Origin of the sequence: Aeromonas sp. FDAARGOS 1410 (assembly GCF_019048745.1) — a bacterium.
Lineage (GTDB): Bacteria > Pseudomonadota > Gammaproteobacteria > Enterobacterales > Aeromonadaceae > Aeromonas > Aeromonas jandaei.
In genome coordinates, this window is sequence record NZ_CP077401.1 from 3034035 (window position 1) to 3051497 (window position 17463).

The 17463-nt window shown below is 59.9% G+C and carries 12 protein-coding genes; 5 read left to right on the plus strand and 7 right to left on the minus strand.

The window, feature by feature from the left end:
- Window positions 1-105 precede the first annotated feature (105 nt).
- On the minus strand, window positions 106-825 hold the full coding sequence (locus I6L40_RS14000; RefSeq protein WP_216994442.1) for a GntR family transcriptional regulator: 720 nt from the start codon (window positions 823-825) through the stop codon (window positions 106-108).
- A gap of 247 nt (window positions 826-1072) precedes the next feature.
- On the opposite strand from I6L40_RS14000, the gene mngA reads away from it, so the two are divergent.
- Together mngA and mngB are read left to right on the plus strand one after the other, a co-directional pair.
- A complete protein-coding gene (gene mngA / locus I6L40_RS14005; RefSeq protein WP_216994443.1) occupies window positions 1073-3019 on the plus strand; it encodes a PTS 2-O-a-mannosyl-D-glycerate transporter subunit IIABC in 1947 nt (648 codons plus the stop codon).
- A gap of 86 nt (window positions 3020-3105) precedes the next feature.
- Window positions 3106-5760 (plus strand): mannosylglycerate hydrolase, encoded by a 2655-nt coding sequence (gene mngB / locus I6L40_RS14010; RefSeq protein WP_216994444.1) that lies wholly within the window; start codon window positions 3106-3108, stop codon window positions 5758-5760.
- Between the two features lie 170 nt (window positions 5761-5930).
- Here mngB and I6L40_RS14015 read toward each other — a convergent pair whose 3' ends face one another.
- Window positions 5931-6920 carry a D-alanine--D-alanine ligase gene (locus I6L40_RS14015; RefSeq protein WP_041207509.1) on the minus strand — a complete coding sequence of 330 codons (990 nt, stop codon included), beginning with the start codon at window positions 6918-6920 and terminating at the stop codon, window positions 5931-5933.
- A 203-nt stretch (window positions 6921-7123) separates the two neighbouring features.
- On the minus strand, window positions 7124-7732 hold the full coding sequence (locus tag I6L40_RS14020; protein WP_071910508.1) for a 2OG-Fe(II) oxygenase: 609 nt from the start codon (window positions 7730-7732) through the stop codon (window positions 7124-7126).
- Window positions 7733-8075: 343 nt separating this feature from the next.
- Here I6L40_RS14020 and I6L40_RS14025 point away from each other — a divergent pair, with 343 nt between their 5' ends.
- The gene (locus I6L40_RS14025; protein ID WP_071910510.1) at window positions 8076-8552 is read left to right on the plus strand and encodes a glutathione peroxidase; all 477 of its coding nucleotides are present in this window, start codon (window positions 8076-8078) and stop codon (window positions 8550-8552) included.
- A 160-nt stretch (window positions 8553-8712) separates the two neighbouring features.
- On the plus strand, window positions 8713-10095 hold the full coding sequence (locus tag I6L40_RS14030; RefSeq protein ID WP_071910512.1) for a DEAD/DEAH box helicase: 1383 nt from the start codon (window positions 8713-8715) through the stop codon (window positions 10093-10095).
- 103 nt (window positions 10096-10198) lie between these two features.
- Here the strand turns inward: I6L40_RS14030 and hutW are convergent, their stop codons facing one another.
- Window positions 10199-11584 (minus strand): heme anaerobic degradation radical SAM methyltransferase ChuW/HutW, encoded by a 1386-nt coding sequence (gene hutW / locus I6L40_RS14035; RefSeq protein ID WP_254204033.1) that lies wholly within the window; start codon window positions 11582-11584, stop codon window positions 10199-10201.
- 251 nt (window positions 11585-11835) lie between these two features.
- Between hutW and I6L40_RS14040 the strand changes: the two genes are divergently transcribed.
- Window positions 11836-13431 (plus strand): methyl-accepting chemotaxis protein, encoded by a 1596-nt coding sequence (locus I6L40_RS14040; RefSeq protein WP_216994445.1) that lies wholly within the window; start codon window positions 11836-11838, stop codon window positions 13429-13431.
- A gap of 87 nt (window positions 13432-13518) precedes the next feature.
- On the opposite strand, the gene aroG is transcribed toward I6L40_RS14040, so the two are convergent.
- The 3 genes from aroG to serC all read right to left on the minus strand — a co-directional run bounded on the left by aroG (window position 13519) and on the right by serC (window position 17311).
- Window positions 13519-14574 (minus strand): 3-deoxy-7-phosphoheptulonate synthase AroG, encoded by a 1056-nt coding sequence (aroG, locus tag I6L40_RS14045; protein WP_071910514.1) that lies wholly within the window; start codon window positions 14572-14574, stop codon window positions 13519-13521.
- A gap of 196 nt (window positions 14575-14770) precedes the next feature.
- On the minus strand, window positions 14771-16054 hold the full coding sequence (aroA, locus tag I6L40_RS14050) for a 3-phosphoshikimate 1-carboxyvinyltransferase (RefSeq protein WP_216994446.1): 1284 nt from the start codon (window positions 16052-16054) through the stop codon (window positions 14771-14773).
- Window positions 16055-16222: 168 nt separating this feature from the next.
- On the minus strand, window positions 16223-17311 hold the full coding sequence (serC, locus tag I6L40_RS14055) for a 3-phosphoserine/phosphohydroxythreonine transaminase (RefSeq protein WP_201966137.1): 1089 nt from the start codon (window positions 17309-17311) through the stop codon (window positions 16223-16225).
- Between the last annotated feature and the right edge of the window lie 152 nt (window positions 17312-17463).

Consider the following 17463-nt stretch of genomic DNA (forward strand, 5'->3'; position numbering starts at 1 on the left):
CAACAGGCTATCCAGCCCGGCTGTTGGCCCGTTAATCAACCAAACAAAAAGGCCACCACCGCAAACACGGTGGTGGCCTTTTTTATCTCGGGTGCTGCCGCCCGCTCACCCCTTGGCGCGGCGGGCGACCAGGGTGAACTTGTAATCATCGCTCTTGAAGAAGTTGCGACTGAACTCGAACACGGTGCCATCTTGCAAGAAGCCGCGGGAGACCTTCTCGATAATGGGCTTGGCAGGATCGATACCGAGCGCCTCCACCACCTGCACCGAAGGGAGCACCGGAATGATCTCCTGCTCGCTGCGGTCGATCACCAGCTGCTTCACCTCTTCGATGTAGTGGTACTTGGAGCCCTGCATCACCGCATAGCTGAGGTCGGGGAAGAGAGCGAGCGGCATCCAGGTCTCCTCCAGCGTTACCGCGATCTGGCGAATAAAGCGCACCCGCTTGACGTAATAGACCAACGCCCCTTCCAGCAGATTGAGCCGCTCGGCCAGCTCGCTGCTTGCCTTGATCACCTCGAAGGCGAGAATGTCGCTGTGGGTCTCGGCCGCCGGATCGGTCACCTTCTCATAGAGGCTGGTGAGCTGATAGATGTCGTAGTTCACCTTCTCCTGCCGCACGTAGCTACCGCTGCCCTGAATACTCTCGATGACGTTGAGTTCGGTCAGCTGCTTGAGAGCCTGACGCACCGTCACCCGGCTCACCCCGAACTGCTCGCGCAGCTCGGCTTCGGTGGGCAAGGCATCGCCGGGGGCCAGCTCCCCTTGCGCAATCCACTGCTGGATGGTGTCGGCTATCTGGCGATACATGGGTTTTTTCGACACGAAAGGCCACCTCGTCGGCTCTGCGCCATGATAAATGGAAGAGGCGCCATTCTACCCCAGTTGCCCGGCAGACAAAACGGCTTGGCCCCATTTGACCTAACAAATCCCCTTGACCAAACAATACAAAAACAATACAAATAACGAATTGTATGATACCACTCACAAAAATCAGTCGGCCGGTTTGTTAGCATCGCTGTCACTTTCACCATGACGGCTTGCTGGCAAGCCAACCTGACAGAGGATCATCATGAATCTGACCAGTCTTACCGGCCCTCATCTCATCACGCTGCAAACCCGGTTTGCCGATCGGGATGCGGCCATTCATGCCCTGGCTGATCGGCTCGATCAGGCCGGCAAGCTGCACGACAAGGCCGCCTTTCTGGCTGCGGTCATGGCCCGCGAGGCGCAGGGCCCCACCGCCCTTGGCGAAGGGCTGGCGGTACCCCACGGCAAGTGCGATGCGGTGCGTGAAGCAGCCTTTGCCGTCGCGACCCTGAGCGAGGAGCTGGGCTGGGAGGGGATCGACGGCCCCGAGCCGGTCAACCTGATCTTCATGCTGGCGATCCCGACCGATCAGGCGGGCTCCACCCACATGCAACTGCTCACCACCCTCACCACTGCCCTGGTGGATGACGATACCCGCGAGGCGGTGCTGGCGGCTCAAAGTGCCGAGCAACTGATGGTACTGCTTGATGGTGAGGGGGATAGTGGCAAGCAACCAGAAAAAGAAGACAAATCAGATACAAATCAACCTACAGTTGTCTGTGTCACCGCCTGCCCGGCGGGGATCGCCCACACCTATATGGCTGCCGAGTATCTGGAAAAGGCGGGGCGCAAGCTGGGCATTCGGGTACTGGTCGAAAAGCAGGGTGCCAACGGCATTGAGGATCGCCTGCCGCAAGAGGCGCTCGATGCTGCGGTGGCCTGCATCTTCGCCGCCGAGGTGGCCATCAAGGAGCAGGAGCGTTTCGCCGGTATCCCCCGGATCGAGACGCCGGTGGCCGAGCCCATCCGCCATGCCGAGCGGATCCTGAATGACGCGCTTGAAGCGGCCAAGGCCGGTCGCACCGCCCCGACGCCCAACCCCGGCCAGAGCGATGCGCCGACCGGCAAGAAGGTGGGCCTCAAGACCGAACTCAAGCAGGCGCTGCTGAGCGGTATCTCCTTTGCCGTGCCGCTGATCGTGGCGGGCGGTACCGTGCTCGCCGTCTCTGTGCTGCTGGCCCAGATCTTCGGCCTGCAACATCTGTTTGATACCGAGAACTCCTGGCTCTGGATGTACCGCAAGCTGGGCGGTGGCATGCTGGGCACCCTGATGGTGCCGGTGCTGGCGGCCTATACCGCCTATTCGCTGGCAGACAAACCGGCGCTGGGCCCGGGCTTTGCGGCGGGACTGGCCGCCAACATGATTGGCTCCGGTTTTCTCGGCGGCGTGGTCGGCGGCCTGATCGCAGGTTACCTGATGCGCTGGGTCAAGCAGCATGTGCGCCTTAGCCCCAACTTCAACGGCTTTCTCACCTTTTACCTCTATCCGGTGATCGGCACCCTGGTGGCGGGCAGCCTGATGCTGTTTGTCATCGGCCAGCCGGTGGCCTGGCTCAACAACAACCTCACCGAATGGCTCAACGGCCTCTCCGGCACCAATGCGCTGGTACTGGGCGCCCTGCTCGGCTTTATGTGCTCGTTTGACCTGGGCGGCCCGGTCAACAAGGCGGCCTACGCCTTCTGCCTCGGCGCCATGGCCAACGGGGTCTACGGCCCCTACGCCATCTTCGGTGCGGTCAAGATGGTCTCGGCCTTTACCGTCACAGCCTCCACCCTGCTGGCGCCGCGCCTGTTCCAGACCTTCGAGATCGAGACCGGCAAATCGACCTGGCTGCTGGGGCTGGCGGGGATCACCGAGGGTGCCATTCCAATGGCCATCGAAGATCCAATCCGGGTGATCGGCTCCTTCCTCGCAGGCTCGGTGGTCACCGGCGCCATGGTGGGTGCCATGGGGATTGGTCTCTCCACCCCGGGAGCCGGCATCTTCTCCCTCTTCCTGCTCCACGATGGCGGCCATGGCGCCCTGATGGCTGCCGCCGTCTGGCTCGGTGCGGCACTGGTGGGCACCCTTATCTCCACTGTGGTGCTGATCGGCTGGCGCCGTCACGCCATGCAGCGCGGCACCTATCAGGTGGTCGCCGCAGAGTAAGGCTCCTCTTCACAACCGCTTTTTCAACAGACTATTTTTCCACACGGCAGGCAAGGGCCGCCGTGCGTCAGCAAAGGATTATTGTCATGACAGTTTCACGAGTTCACATCACGCCGCACATGCACTGGGATCGGGAGTGGTACTTCACCACCGAGGAGTCCCGCATCCTGCTGGTCAACAACATGGCGGAGATCCTGGCCCGGCTTGAATCCGACCCCGACTACAAGTTCTATGTACTGGACGGCCAGACCGCGGTGCTGGAGGATTACTTCGCCATCCAGCCCGAGAACAAGGCCCGGGTGAAGGCGCTGGTGGAAGCGGGCAAACTCATCATCGGCCCCTGGTACACCCAGACCGACACCATGCAGGTGAGCGGCGAGTCCATCCTGCGCAACCTGCTCTACGGGATGCGCGACTGCCTCAGCCTTGGCGAGCCGATGAAGATCGGTTACCTGCCCGACTCGTTTGGCATGTCTTCCCAGTTGCCCCACATCTTCAACGGCTTCGGGATCGATCGTGCCATGTTCTGGCGCGGCTGCTCCGAGCGTCACGGTACCGACAAGACCGAGTTCCTCTGGCAGAGCAACGATGGCAGCGAGGTGACCGCTCAGGTGCTGCCGCTCGGCTACGCCATCGGCAAGTACCTGCCGGAAGATGAAGCGGGCCTGCGCAAGCGGCTCGAATCCTACTTCGAGGTGCTGGAGAAGGCCTCGGTGACCAAGGATATCCTGCTGCCCAACGGCCACGACCAGATGCCGCTGCAACAGAACATCTTCGCCATCATCGACAAGCTGCGGGAGATCTACCCCCAGCGTGAATTCCACATGAGCCGCTTCGAGCAGGTCTTCGAGCGCATCGAGACGTGCCGCGACCAGCTTGCCACCCTCAAGGGGGAGTTCAACGACGGCAAATATATGCGGGTACACCGCACCATCTCCTCCACCCGGATGGACATCAAGCTGGCCCATGCCGCCATCGAGAACAAGATCGTCAACATCCTCGAACCGCTGGCGAGCATCGCCTGGGCGCTCGGCTTTGAGTACCACCACGGGCTGCTGGAGAAGATGTGGAAGGAGATCATGAAGAACCACGCCCACGACAGCATCGGCTGCTGCTGCAGCGACAAGGTACATCAGGAGGTGATGACCCGCTTCATTCTGGCCGACGACATGGCCGAGAACCTGATCCGCTTCTACATGCGCAAGATTGTCGACAACATGCCGGTGGCACTGTGCGAAGACGGCGTGCAGGTGGCCGACAAGCTCTGCCTGTTCAACCTGATGCCCTTCCCCCGTCAGGAGGTGATCAACACCAGCATCCGCATTCGCGCCCAATCCTTTACCCTGCGCGATGAGGCGGGCCAGCCGGTCCCCTACTTCATCCGCGCCAAGCGCGAGATTGACCCGGGTCTGGTGGACAGACAGATCGTTCACTACGGCAACTACGATCCCTTTATGGAGTACGACATCCAGCTCTGCCATCCCCTACCCGCCATGGGCTACTGCACTCTCCATATCGAAGGCAACCAGCCGGGACTGGAGCAGCCGGTGACTGCCAGCGGCGAGCTGCTGGAGAACGATTTTTACCGCATAGCCCTCAATGACAACGGCACTTTGCAGATCCTGGATAAACTGCGCGGCACCACCTTTGATCAGGTGCTCACGCTGGAAGAGGGCTCCGATGATGGCGACGAGTATGACTACTCGCCATCGCGCGAAGAGTGGCTGCGCTACTCCACCGAGTTTGCAGTGACCCGCGAGATCACCCATCAGGCGTGGCAAAGCATCGCTACGCTCAAACTGCGTATGGCATTGCCTGCCAACCTCGCCGAGCGAGCCAACCGTCAGTGCAGCGGTCACCTCGATGTCACCTGCCGTATCACGCTGGCGCATCAGAGCCCACGCATCGACATCGAACTAGAGCTCGACAATCAGGCCGATGATCACCGGGTTCGAGTGCTGATCCCCACCCCCTTCCCGAGCGACACCGTGGTCTCCGACAACCAGTTTGGCTGCATCACCCGCCCCACCCGCGACAGCGCCATGGCGAACTGGGAGGCAGAAGGGTGGAAAGAGGCCCCCATTCCGGTCTGGCAGCTGATGAACTTCGTCGCTCTGCAAGATGGCAAGCAGGGGCTGGCGGTGCTGAGCGACGGTCTGCGCGAGTTTGAAGTGATCGGCGAGCAGTGCGACACCCTGGCGCTCACCCTGCTGCGCGGGGTCGGCGTACTCGGCAAAGAGGAACTGCTGCTGCGCCCGGGTCGCCCCTCCGGCATCAAGCTGCCCACCCCGGACTCCCAGGTGCGCGGCAAGCTCAGCTGTCGTTTCAGCCTGCTGGCGTTTGCCGGTGATCACATCAGCGCCAACGTGATGCAGGCGGCGCGCAGCTACCTCACCCCGGTGCGCTGCTACAACAAGATCCCGTTCGATGCCATGAAGCTCAACAATGCAAGCTTCACCACCCCGCTCCACTTCAGCCTGCTCACCATGGATCCCTCCGGTCCGGTGCTGAGCGCCCTGAAAAAGGCAGAGGATGAAGAGGCGCTAGTGATCCGGGTCTACAACCCGAGCGAGCAAGCGGTGCTGGAGGGTGGCAAAGTGAGCTGCGAACACTCCCTGAGCGACTGGCAAGCGGTGCGGATGGATGAGCAGCCCCTGCACCTTGAGCTGGCTGCTGGCGAGTTTGGCGAACTGGCGCCCTGCCACTCCCGCAGCGCGCGCTTTCGGGTGGCTCGCGGCTAACGGCCGGTAACACCCACAGGTAGCAACAGGCGGGGAAGAGCCATCCCCTCCCCGCCTGCTTATCCCTCAGGCAGGCCTATCCCGCTTGATAAAGACATAAAAAAATCCCCGCCAATTGGCGGGGATTTTTATTGGAACGGTATCAACGCCCGTCAGCGAGAGCGCCCCGCTTAGCTGGCCTTGCGCAGGATCTGCTCAAGGTAGCGGGCGAAGTCGTGACCGTGATGCTCCAGCAGTTTCGGGAACATGGAGATGGAGGTCATGCCCGGGAAGGTGTTGATCTCGTTGAGCAGGATCTCGCCCTCCTCAGTCAGGAAGAAGTCGATACGGGAGAGGTGAGTCAGTTTCAGCTGACGGAACGCCTTGAGAGCGTACTCGTGAATGGCGTCAGCCTGAGCCTCGGTCAGCCCTTCGGCACGTAGTGCGGTCTCGGTATGGCTGGCGCTGCTGTACTTCTCTTCATAGGTGTAGAACTTGTCCTGCGGCACGCAGATCTCGCCCGGATAGGTGGCCACCAGCTCGTCACCATACTGGTAAACCGCCACTTCCAGCTCGCGCGGCTTGACCGCCTTCTCAATCAGAACCTGCTCGGAGTAACCGAAAGCATCGGCAATGCCCTTCACCAGATCCGCTTCGTTGCTGGCGGAGTAGCAGCCAACGGAAGAGCCCTGGGAGGCGGCCTTGATAAAGACCTTGCCCCACTTGGCCAGCGCCGCTTTCGCCTCAGCCAGAGCTGCATCGCCCTGTTCGGTCAGGAACAGATAAGGGGTGTTGGGGATACCGATGGCGGAGAGCCACAGCTTGGTGGTGATCTTGTTGAAGCAGATTTTGCTCGCTTCGGCGTCGCAGCCCAGATAAGGCAGGCCAGCCAGCTCAAGGAAGGATTGCAGATCGCCAGTCTCGCCCGGGTAACCGTGGATGCAGGGAACCACGTAGTCTACCGGACGGGCCACGCTGTCAAACGAGAGCAGCTTGTCCAGCCCCAGTTTGCACTCGCGACCATCGGCGCTGAGCCAGCGGTCGGCAAACATCTCGACGCGGGTCACTTCGACGCCGGGCAGGAGAGCGAGTTGTTTTTCGAGGAAATTGGCGCTGCGCAGAGAGACTTCGTGCTCGGAGCCACCGCCGCCGCACAGCAGCAAGACATGCATGTTCTTCATTAGATGTGATCCCTTGGGAGAAGCGGCTTCGTCATGACCATTCAAAAACCACCGCATTCAAAACCGGACGAAGCCAGATACGAACATAAGTGCGCGCCAGTGTAGCAAGGGAGACAAACCCTTGTCAGCTGATGGCTGCCCTGCCAGCCACATCTTGCGGTGAAAAAGGGCGTCCTGTGTCAAAAACCGCGCAGCCCTATGGGTCAGCGAGGGGGATCGACCCGTCCCATGCCGCTGCCATTGACGCGAAACCAGCCGGCAATGCTGTAACGCTCCTGATTGGCGGGCAGCACTTCGTGGGGAAACTCTTCGGAGAGGAAGATCACCAGCCGCCCCCCTTTGGGGCTCACATCCATCAAGAACTGCTCGTCGTTGTCATAAAAGCGCAGGACACCGCCCGCTTCGGGTTGCCAGTCGTTATTGAGGTAGAACACCGTCGTCAAGCGACGGTTGGAGCGACCGGCAAAGGCATCGCGATGGGTCGCGTAGAAGTCGCCGCAGCGATAACGGGCAAAGTGAGCCTCATAGTCGAACAGCCCCAGCATCAACATCCGGTTGGCAGCCAGACGCAGTGCCTCCATGCGGGCGAGATAATCGGCGACCGGCGCCCCGAGGGAAGGCTCCAGCCAGTGGATCTGGTCGCGGCGGATCTCGCTGTTGCCTTGATGGAGCCCTTCACGACCGATCCCGGCCGGTTGCCACTCCTCTGGCAGACACCCTTTGAGGGCATCCACCTCGGCGGCAGTTAAAAAATCGTCCACTATCACCCAACCTCGGGTGTAGAAGGCATCCATGACGGCTTGATAGTCCAAGATTGACTCGCAACATGTGGAAAAGAGAGCGCTTTTTAGCGGCTTCCCGCTAAAGGCACAAACCGGTTTGCTTCTCTTGAGAAGTCCCACCATCAATACCCGATTTGGCAGGCCGCGCCCCCTTTTTCCGGGCCGATTGTGATCCTGCCCTCACCCGGTGCGTAATGGAGGGGAAAAGTGTGAGCCGCCACCCATTGCATCGGTGCCCGTTAACGTAACGCCTTGCCGTTAAAAGAGCCAAGCGATACCGTAGCGACCATGGGAATAACCCCCTTTCCTCCTGCGAGCACACTGTGCAACTTATGTGCAATCAACGACATGCAATCAACAAAAGGATGATGTGATGCCTCTGCCCGACCTGACGCTGCAACAACTGGATGGCACCCCCTACCCGCTCTCCCAACTGGCCGGCAAGGTGATCCTGGTGGTGAATGTGGCCAGCCGCTGCGGCTTTACCCCCCAATATGAGGGGCTGGAAGCCCTCTATCGCGAGCTGGGCCCCGAGGGGCTGGAGATCCTGGGTTTTCCCTGCAACCAGTTCGGTCAGCAGGAGCCTGGGGATGCCGAGGAGATCGCCCGTTTCTGCTCCTTGGACTACCCGGTCACCTTCCCCATCATGGCCAAGTGCGATGTCAACGGCGAGCAGGCCCACCCGCTCTATCAGTGGCTCAAGAAGGAGAAACCAGGGCTGCTTGGGCTGGAAAACGTCAAGTGGAACTTCACCAAATTCCTGATCGACCGTGACGGTAACGTGGTGGAGCGGTTTGCTCCCACCACCAAGCCGGAGAGTCTGGTCGCCCCCATCCGCGACCTGCTCTGATTGCTTTTTGCGGCACATAAAGAGCGGCCGGTGCGACAGCTACTGCGCACCGGCCGCTCTTTTGCTATATTACGCCCCCGTTATCATTTCCATATCGTGGCTGGCGCCCGCGCCGGTCATCCGCTGAGCCAAAGGCTCACCAGAGGAGTTTCTCTCGAACATGTCATTCAACGAACTGGGTCTCTCCCCGCACATCCTGCGGGCCGTCAAGGAGCTGGGTTACGAACAGCCAACCCCCATCCAGCAGCAAGCCATTCCGGCTATTCTGGCTGGTCAGGATGTCCTCGGCGGAGCCCAGACAGGCACAGGCAAGACAGCCGGTTTCACCCTGCCCATGCTGCAGTTGCTGCTGGCCAACCATGGCCGCGGTCGCCGTCAGGTGCGCGCCCTGGTACTGACACCGACCCGCGAACTGGCCGCCCAGGTGGGTGAGAGCATCATCAAATATGCCCACCACCTGCCGTTTCGAACCCTGATCGCCTACGGTGGCGTCAGCATCAAACCCAATCTGGATGCCATCAAGCTCGGTATCGACATTCTGGTGGCCACCCCGGGCCGTCTGCTGGATCTGCTGACCCAGGGCGCATTGACCCTGAGCGAGCTGGAAGTGCTGGTGCTGGATGAAGCGGATCGCATGCTCGACATGGGCTTCATCGTCGACATTCGCCGCATCATGAAGGCGCTGCCCGCCAAACGGCAGAGCCTCCTCTTCTCCGCCACCTTCTCAAGCGAGATCAAGGCGCTGGCGGATGACCTGCTCAACGACCCCACCCTCATTGAGGTCGATCCCAGCAACACGGCTGCCGAACAGGTGACCCAGCGCATCATTCAGGTCGATCGGGAGCGCCGCCGCGAGCTGCTCTCTCACATGATTGGCCGTGGCAACTGGCAGCGGGTGTTGGTGTTTGTCCGCACCAAGCAGATCGCCGATCGCCTCGCGCATCAGATGCAGAAAGATGGTCTCGACACAGTCGCCATTCACGGTGACAAGAGTCAAGGAGCCCGCAACCGGGCGCTGGCCGATTTTCGCGAAGGCAAGGTGCGGGTGCTGGTGGCAACCGATATCGCCGCCCGTGGCCTGGACATCGATCAGCTGCCCCACGTGATCAACTTCGAGCTGCCGCAAATGGCGGAGGATTACATCCACCGTATCGGCCGAACCGGCCGTGCCGGTCGCGGCGGCGAAGCCATCTCGCTGGTCAGCCATGATGAGTTGGGCCAGCTCAAGGCGATCGAGGCCCTGATCGGTCAATCTCTCTCCGTGGAGATCCTCGACGGGTATGAGCCGAGCGGCAAGCCAAGCCGCCAGACCCTGCCCGGCAGCAAGCCGGTGCAGAACCCGCCGCGCACCCGTGGCGCAGCCAATGCCAAGGGTGGCAAGGGCAAACCGGCAGCAGGCAAGGGCAAAGCCAAAGGCGATACCGCCAAGAAGCCTGCCCCGGCCCGCAAACGGGAAGTGGTGGGTGAGGATGTCGGGTTTACCCCGATGCGCCGCCTGCCAAGGGCCCAGCGCGACAGCTATCAGGATAGCGACGACGAGTAATTCGTCCCGTACCTACACCAGACTGGTTGGCCAAGCAGCTGATTGACCAGACAAAGGGAGCCTCGTCGGCTCCCTTTGTGCTTTTGGCGATCGGGTAAAGCCCCTACACCAGCGAGTGGCGCACTCTCGGATGTTTACCATCCAGGTGCTTGCCATGCTGCAACGCAGGCTCGCTGCCATCGGCCGGATTGTGCTGCAAAAACTCGAACAACCCGGCCTGCATATTGACGTTCCAGAATCGCCCTGCCAGCGTCAGAACCAGCTGATCGCCAGCAAGATCGGCCAGCCCGTTTTGCCGCCAGGCATCGAACAGCGGCATCAGATGGCTGCGCAGTGAGGCTGGCAGGCGCGCCAGTGCCAGCACGCCACTGTCGAGTGCGCCACGCAGCAGACCATCCATCCGCGCATTCGGATTACGCCCCATCACCATGCCGGGCGCCCGAACTCCCTTCTCATGCGCTTCGTGCCACTGAGCCAAATCCCGCCCGTACATCACGCCATGGCCATGGATAGTGCCCCCGGCTCCGGCACCAAAGGGGAGGATCTCGGCACCGCGCTTGGCCATCTGGTTATAGCGACTCTGCTCGGCTGGGCTGCGCCGCCAATGACTGCAGGAGAGCCGCTCCCAACCATGCTGTTCCAGTTGTTGACCGCCGTAAGCGTACATGGCGGCCCGCTGCTGGCCATCGGCAGCCCAACCCAGCTTGCCCTTTTGCCCGGCCCGCTCCAGATTGGTGCCCGGCATGGCGATAAGCTGGTAGAGATCAACCCCGTGCACGCCGCTTGCCATCACATCCGTGATGTCCTGCTGCCACACGACATCATCCTGACCGGGTAGACCGAAAATAAGATCCGCCACGATCACAGCCGCATCATCGCGAGTCAGCTCGCCAAGGCGGGTCAGCAGGGTCTCCCTGTCATCGATCCGCGCCGCTTGCTGGCGCACACCGGTATCAAAACTCTGCACCCCGAACGAAAAGCGGTTGAAACCACCGCCCAGCGCGGCCTGCCACTTGGCATCGTCAAAGCCGTTGAGTCGCCCCTCCAGTGTTACCTCGGCATCAGCCGTCAGAGGAAAGCGCTGGATCATCCTGGCCAGCATCGCCAGCTCATCAGCATTCATATCAGTGGGGGTTCCGCCCCCGACATAGACGGCCGAGAAGAGGCCGCTTTGTACCAGCGGCGTCTCTGCTGCCTTGGCAAGCAATGCGCACAACCCGTCGACATAGCGGCTGATCCGCGCCGGATTGGCGCCATTTTCGAAGAAATTGCAGAAGCTGCAGCGCTTGCGACAAAACGGAATATGGAGATAGAGGGCACGCTCTTCGGCATCGCTCTCTTGCTGCCACCACTGTTGCCATTGGCTCTCATCGAGTGACAAGGGGCGGATCCCTCCCCGACTGGCATGTGCCGAGGTTTTGGCACTGAAGGCAAACTTGAGAGGATCCGGCGAAGCCACGCCGGTCATGGAAGGAGTTAGATGGATCATGGTGATGACTCGCAAATAACAGCAATGATAATTATTATCATCAACATGTTTTTGCGCAGGATCAACTCTTGGTGCCACTCAATCTGAAATTGCCCTGTTGGCAACCTCTATTACCGATCTGCTTAACAGATTATTTACTCAAGAGTGACTAAAGTGTGCCGATAGGAAACTGTCTCCCCGCCTCTCCTTGTCTACGCTCAAGATGAAACGGGAACCAATAAAAACAGATAAAGGGCATGGGATCGGCCACTATGCATAACCTCTCACTGAACTGGAAAATCTTTCTCCCCCTTGCGCTGGTCATCAGCTCCACCTTTGCCCTCTGCTTCGAGCTCTCTGCCTGGTTGCAACGGGATCTCGCCATCCGCATGGCAGAAGAGAAGGTTGAGAGCGCCGCCAACACCTACATGGATCAGCTCAACGTATTGATGATGACCGGTGGCATGGCCAACCGGCAGATAGTGCAAACCAAGCTCAAGAGCGAGGCCGGGATTGTTGAAGCCCGTCTTATCCGTGCCCCCGCAGTCAGCAATCTGTTTGGCCCGGGCCATCCCGACCAGAAAGCCCAGGATCCCCTCGATGAACGTGCCATCACGAAGGGGGATATCATCCTGCAACAGCAGGGCAACCAGCTCACCCTGATCAAACCGTTCAAGGCCTACAAAGAGTATCGCGGCACCCAGTGCACCAGTTGCCATCAGGTGGATGAAGGAACCGTCATGGGAGCGGTCAGGATCAGCTATGACCTGACCAATACCTTCGACGATATCCGCCACAACAACTTTATTCTGAGTGGCAGTCTGGCGGCTGTTTTCGGCCTTGGCTTCGGCCTGCTCTGGTGGGTGCTGCAGCGCTACGTCAAACGGCCGCTGCGCCAGTTGCAGCTCACCATGATCCAGATGGCGAAAGAGCGTAACCTCGCCCTCCCTCTCGTGAACAACAGTCAGGACGAGCTGGGTCAGATGACCCGCGCCGTCAACGACATGGTGCAGGGCTTCCGCCACAGCTTGCAGGAGGTGGAGGAAGCGACGCACCAGCTCTATCAGGAGTCGAGCCAGATCCGCCAGGTCGCCACCCAGACCGAAAACTCGGCCCGTCAGCAGGAGGGGATGACCACCCAGGTGGCGGCCGCAGTGAGCGAACTTGCTGCCAGCTCCCATGAAGTGCGAGAGCATGCCCGCCACAGTGCAGAGCTCTCCGCGCTCACCAATCAGGATGCCGCCAATACCAGCCGTCTCGCCCAGCACTCCATCACCGACATGGGCGAGATGTCGACCGAAATCGACAGGGTGGATCAGGTTATTCAGCAGCTCGACAGCCGCTGTCTTGCCGTGGATGGGGTATTGGAAGTGATCAAGGGGATCGCCGATCAGACCAACCTGCTGGCCCTCAACGCCGCCATTGAGGCAGCGCGAGCGGGTGAACAGGGGCGCGGTTTTGCCGTGGTAGCCGATGAGGTACGCGCCCTCTCCAACCGCAGCCGCACTGCCAGCGAGGAGATCTCCCAGATGATCGCCGCCTTGCAAAAAGAGGCCCAGAGCGCAGTTACGGTGATCGGGGATGCAAAAACCAAGGCGGACGAGAGCATCAGCAAAACCGAGGCGACCCTGGCCGCCATGCAGAACATCATTGAACGCATCGCCCGGATCAATGATCTCAATGCCCAGATGGCCCAGTCAGCCGAAGAGCAGGACAGGGTCTGCAACGAGGTGGACCACTCGGTAAACCAGATCCGCAACACCTCCAACGACACCCTGGGTCAGGCTCATTCTGCCAACCTCGCCAGTATTCAGCTGGTCGAGCAGTGCCAGAAACTGGAAGCCCTGCTCAAGACCTATCGCTGGTAACCCTGCTCCGACAACAAAAAGCGCGCCTGTGGCGCGCTTTTACTTTGTATCAATGGACTGCTGTATCAGCTTGCTGATATATCTGTCTCAGCGGGCGTTGCGGGTGGCGACCGCATCGGCCAGATTGCGCAGCAGGGTTTCGGTATCTTCCCAACCGATGCAGGCATCCGTGATGCTCTGACCGAAGGTAAGCTCGCAGCCCTCGACCAGATCCTGACGCCCTTCCACCAGATGGCTCTCCACCATCACGCCAAATACAGCCTTGCTGCCGGCACGCAGCTGACCGGCTACGTCTTCGGCCACCACCATCTGGTTCTTGAACTGTTTGCTGCTGTTGGCGTGACTAAAGTCGATCATCACCTTTTGCGGCAGACCGGCCTTCTCCAGCCCCTTCACCACCTCGCTGACATGGGCGGCGCTGTAGTTAGGTTCACGGCCACCACGCAGAATGATGTGACAATCCGGGTTCCCTTTGGTGGCCACGATGGCGGAGTGGCCATACTTGGTGACCGACAGGAAGTGATGGGGGGCACTGGCAGCACCGATGGCATCGATGGCCACCTTGATGGTGCCGTCGGTACCGTTCTTGAAGCCCACCGGGCAAGAGAGACCTGAGGCCAGCTCACGATGCACCTGGGATTCGGTGGTACGAGCGCCGATCGCCCCCCAGCTCATCAGATCAGCCACGTATTGCGGCGTGATCATGTCGAGGAATTCGGAAGCGGTCGGCAGCCCCATGTCGTTGAGATCGAGCAGCAGCTTGCGACCCAGGCGCAGACCGTCATTGATCTTGCAGCTGTTATCGAGGTACGGATCGTTGATGAGCCCCTTCCAGCCCACGGTAGTGCGCGGCTTTTCGAAGTAGACCCGCATCACGATCTCCAGCTGACCTTTCAGCTCGTCGCGCAGCGCCTTGAGGCGCTTGCCATATTCGATGGCGGCAACCGGATCATGAATGGAACAGGGGCCAATGACCACCAGCAGACGGTCATCTTCACCATTCAGGATACGGTGGATGGCCTGACGGGAATCAAACACGGTCGATGAGGCGGTCTCGGTCGCCGGAAACTTCTCAAGCACCGCAACCGGAGGGAGTAACTCTTTGATTTCACTGATACGAACGTCGTCGGTTTGATGCTGCATGACAAGGCTTCCTGCTAGATAACTGCGATTAAGAAATCTCAACATAGCCCGCAGCCGAGTCGGTGTAAATAGAAAATTACATCACTAAAGAAAGTTTTTTTAACCTGCATCTTGCAAGTTAATGAAATACTGCTACTTGCGAACGTGCTGGAGATAAAAAGGCCCGTACAAGGCGGGCCCCATCATGTTGGAGTGATTAATCGCGCAGGCTGATGCTGGCCAGTTTTTCGAAGTAGTCCGGGAAGGTCTTCGAGGTGCACTTGGGATCGTTGATAGTCACCGGCGTATCGGACAGAGCCACCAGCGAGAAGCACATGGCGATCCGGTGATCGTTATAGGTATCGATCTCGGCATGCTTGAGCTGCGTCGGCGGGGTCACGGTAATAAAGTCACGCCCCTCCTCCACTTCTACGCCCAGCTTGCGCAGCTCGGTCGCCATGGCATGCAGGCGATCGGTCTCTTTCACCCGCCAGTTATAAATATTGCGAATGGAGGTCGGCCCCTCGGCAAACAGCGCCGCAACCGCGATGGTCATGGCAGCATCGGGAATATGGTTCATATCCATATCGATGCCGTACAGCGGCGCCTGCTCCGCTTCGATAAAGTCATCACCCCAGGTGATGCGCGCGCCCATCTTCTCCAGTACGTCGGCGAAATGGATGTCGCCCTGAATGCTGTGCTTGCCGATGCCGGTGACCCGCACCTTGCCCTTGATGGCGCCTGCCGCGAGGAAGTAGGAGGCGCTGGAGGCATCACCCTCCACCAGAAAATCACCGGGGCTGATGTAGGTCTGGTTGCCCTTGATGTAAAACAGCTTGTAGTTGTCGTGCTCGATGACCACCCCGAACTGCTTCATGATGTGCAGGGTGATATCGATGTAGGGCTTGGAGACCAGCTCCCCCTTGATATGGATGCGGGTGTCGCCAGCCGCCATGGGCGCAGCCATCAGGAAGGCGGTCAGGAACTGGCTGGAAACGGAACCATCGACATGGACGTCGCCGCCCCACAGCCCCTTGGCATCCACCACCAGCGGCGGAAAACCATCTTTTTTCAGGTACTGGATATGAGCGCCCGCCTCACGCAGGGCATCAACCAGATGGCCGATGGGACGCTCTTCCATGCGCGGCTCACCGCCCAGGGTGTACTCACCGGAGCCCAGACACAGCGCGGCACAGAGCGGGCGCATGGCAGTGCCGGCATTGCCAAGGAACAGATTGATCGGCTCTTTGACGGCAAAGCTGCGGCCAAGGCCTTGCACGGTGCACTCGGTCTTGTCGGCAGAGAGTTTGTACTTGACCCCGAGCTGGGTCAGTGCCGCCAACATGTGACGAATGTCATCGCTGTCGAGCAGGTTGGTCAAACGGGTAGTACCACGGGCCAGTGCCGCCAGCAGCAGCGCCCGGTTAGAGACACTCTTTGAACCGGGCAGATTGACCTCACCGGCCACACGAGAAATGGGTTCCAAACGCAACGAATTCATAGACTTCCTGTGCAATCTCAAATAAATGACCTGACCGGACGTTAACAGTACGCGCCCCGCTCGGCAAGGGCAGCGACAGGGGAAAAACGGGGCTGCACGCTAAGATTCAGTCGTTGTTGAAAAAAAGACGCCGGGCAAGCCCGGCGTCAGGATTAACTACAGACCGGATCAGCCGTGACGCTTGGCAAACTCATCCATAAAGCTGACCAGCGCCTTCACACCCTCCAGTGGCATGGCGTTGTAGATGCTGGCCCGCATGCCACCGACGATGCGGTGACCTTTGAGCGCCAGCAGGCCAGCAGCTTCCGATTCGGCCAGGAACTGCTTGTCCAGTTCGGCATTTTTCAGCTGGAACGGGATGTTCATCCGCGAACGGCAGCTGACATCCACCTGATTGCTGTAGAAGCTCGATTGATCGAGATAGTTGTAAAGGAAGTCGGCCTTCTCCTTGTTACGCGCTTCCATCGCCGCAAGGCCACCCTGTTCTTTCAGCCACTCGAACACCAGACCGGCCAGATACCAGGCGTAGGTGGGCGGCGTGTTGAACATGGAGTCGTTCTTGGCGGTGAGCTTGTAGTCGAAAATCGAGGGCACATCGGCTCTGGCCTGATCCAGCAGATCATCGCGCACGATGGCGATGGCGAGCCCGGACGGGCCGATATTTTTCTGGGCACCGGCATAGATGATGCCAAAGCGGCTCACATCGATGGGACGGGAGAGGATGGTCGAGGAGAGATCCGCCACCAGCGGTACATCGCCGGTTGCAGGGATATCGAACATTTCGATCCCTTCAATGGTCTCGTTCGGGCAGTAGTGCACATAGGCGGCATCAGAGCGAAACGCCGGTGTCGGCAACAGGTGCGTAATCCCCTGCTCGTTTTTGGCAACCCCTTGCCAGGTCTGGATGTCGCCGTACTTTTGCGCCTCATCCACCGCCCCTTGCGACCAGACACCGGTCAGCAGAAAATCGGCTTTCTTGTTGGCGCCGCCCAGCAGGTTCATGGGCACGGCGGAGAACTGACCCCGGCCACCCCCATGCATGAACAGCACCTTGTAGTTGTCCGGTACCGCCAGCAACTCGCGCAGATCGGCTTCTGCCTTCTCGGCGACCGCCATGTAGTGCTTGCCGCGGTGGGAAAGCTCCATGACCGAGGCTCCCAGCCCCTGAAAATTACAAAATTCGCGCTGGGCGCGCTCCATGACTTCAACCGGCAACATGGCGGGGCCGGCGCAGAAGTTGTAAACCTGTTTGCTCATGACGCTTTCCGTGAGTGAATGAGTGTGATCGATGACTTGTCAGGTTTTACACAAGAGCAGCCAGCGGATCAAAGGCTTTTTGGGAGCTGGCTCAACCTTTTACCGTCACTCTTGCTCCCCTTTTCAGTAGAAAAAGCCCTGAACGGGTCAGG

Coding starts and splice junctions, on each gene's coding strand:
- mngA (WP_216994443.1), top strand. CDS start 1,073: ATGAATCTGACCAGTCTTACCGGCCCTCATCTCATCACGCTGCAAACC.
- mngB (WP_216994444.1), top strand. CDS start 3,106: ATGACAGTTTCACGAGTTCACATCACGCCGCACATGCACTGGGATCGG.
- I6L40_RS14015 (WP_041207509.1), bottom strand. CDS start 6,920: ATGAAGAACATGCATGTCTTGCTGCTGTGCGGCGGCGGTGGCTCCGAG.
- I6L40_RS14025 (WP_071910510.1), top strand. CDS start 8,076: ATGCCTCTGCCCGACCTGACGCTGCAACAACTGGATGGCACCCCCTAC.
- I6L40_RS14030 (WP_071910512.1), top strand. CDS start 8,713: ATGTCATTCAACGAACTGGGTCTCTCCCCGCACATCCTGCGGGCCGTC.
- hutW (WP_254204033.1), bottom strand. CDS start 11,584: ATGATCCATCTAACTCCTTCCATGACCGGCGTGGCTTCGCCGGATCCT.
- I6L40_RS14040 (WP_216994445.1), top strand. CDS start 11,836: ATGCATAACCTCTCACTGAACTGGAAAATCTTTCTCCCCCTTGCGCTG.
- aroG (WP_071910514.1), bottom strand. CDS start 14,574: ATGCAGCATCAAACCGACGACGTTCGTATCAGTGAAATCAAAGAGTTA.
- aroA (WP_216994446.1), bottom strand. CDS start 16,054: ATGAATTCGTTGCGTTTGGAACCCATTTCTCGTGTGGCCGGTGAGGTC.
- serC (WP_201966137.1), bottom strand. CDS start 17,311: ATGAGCAAACAGGTTTACAACTTCTGCGCCGGCCCCGCCATGTTGCCG.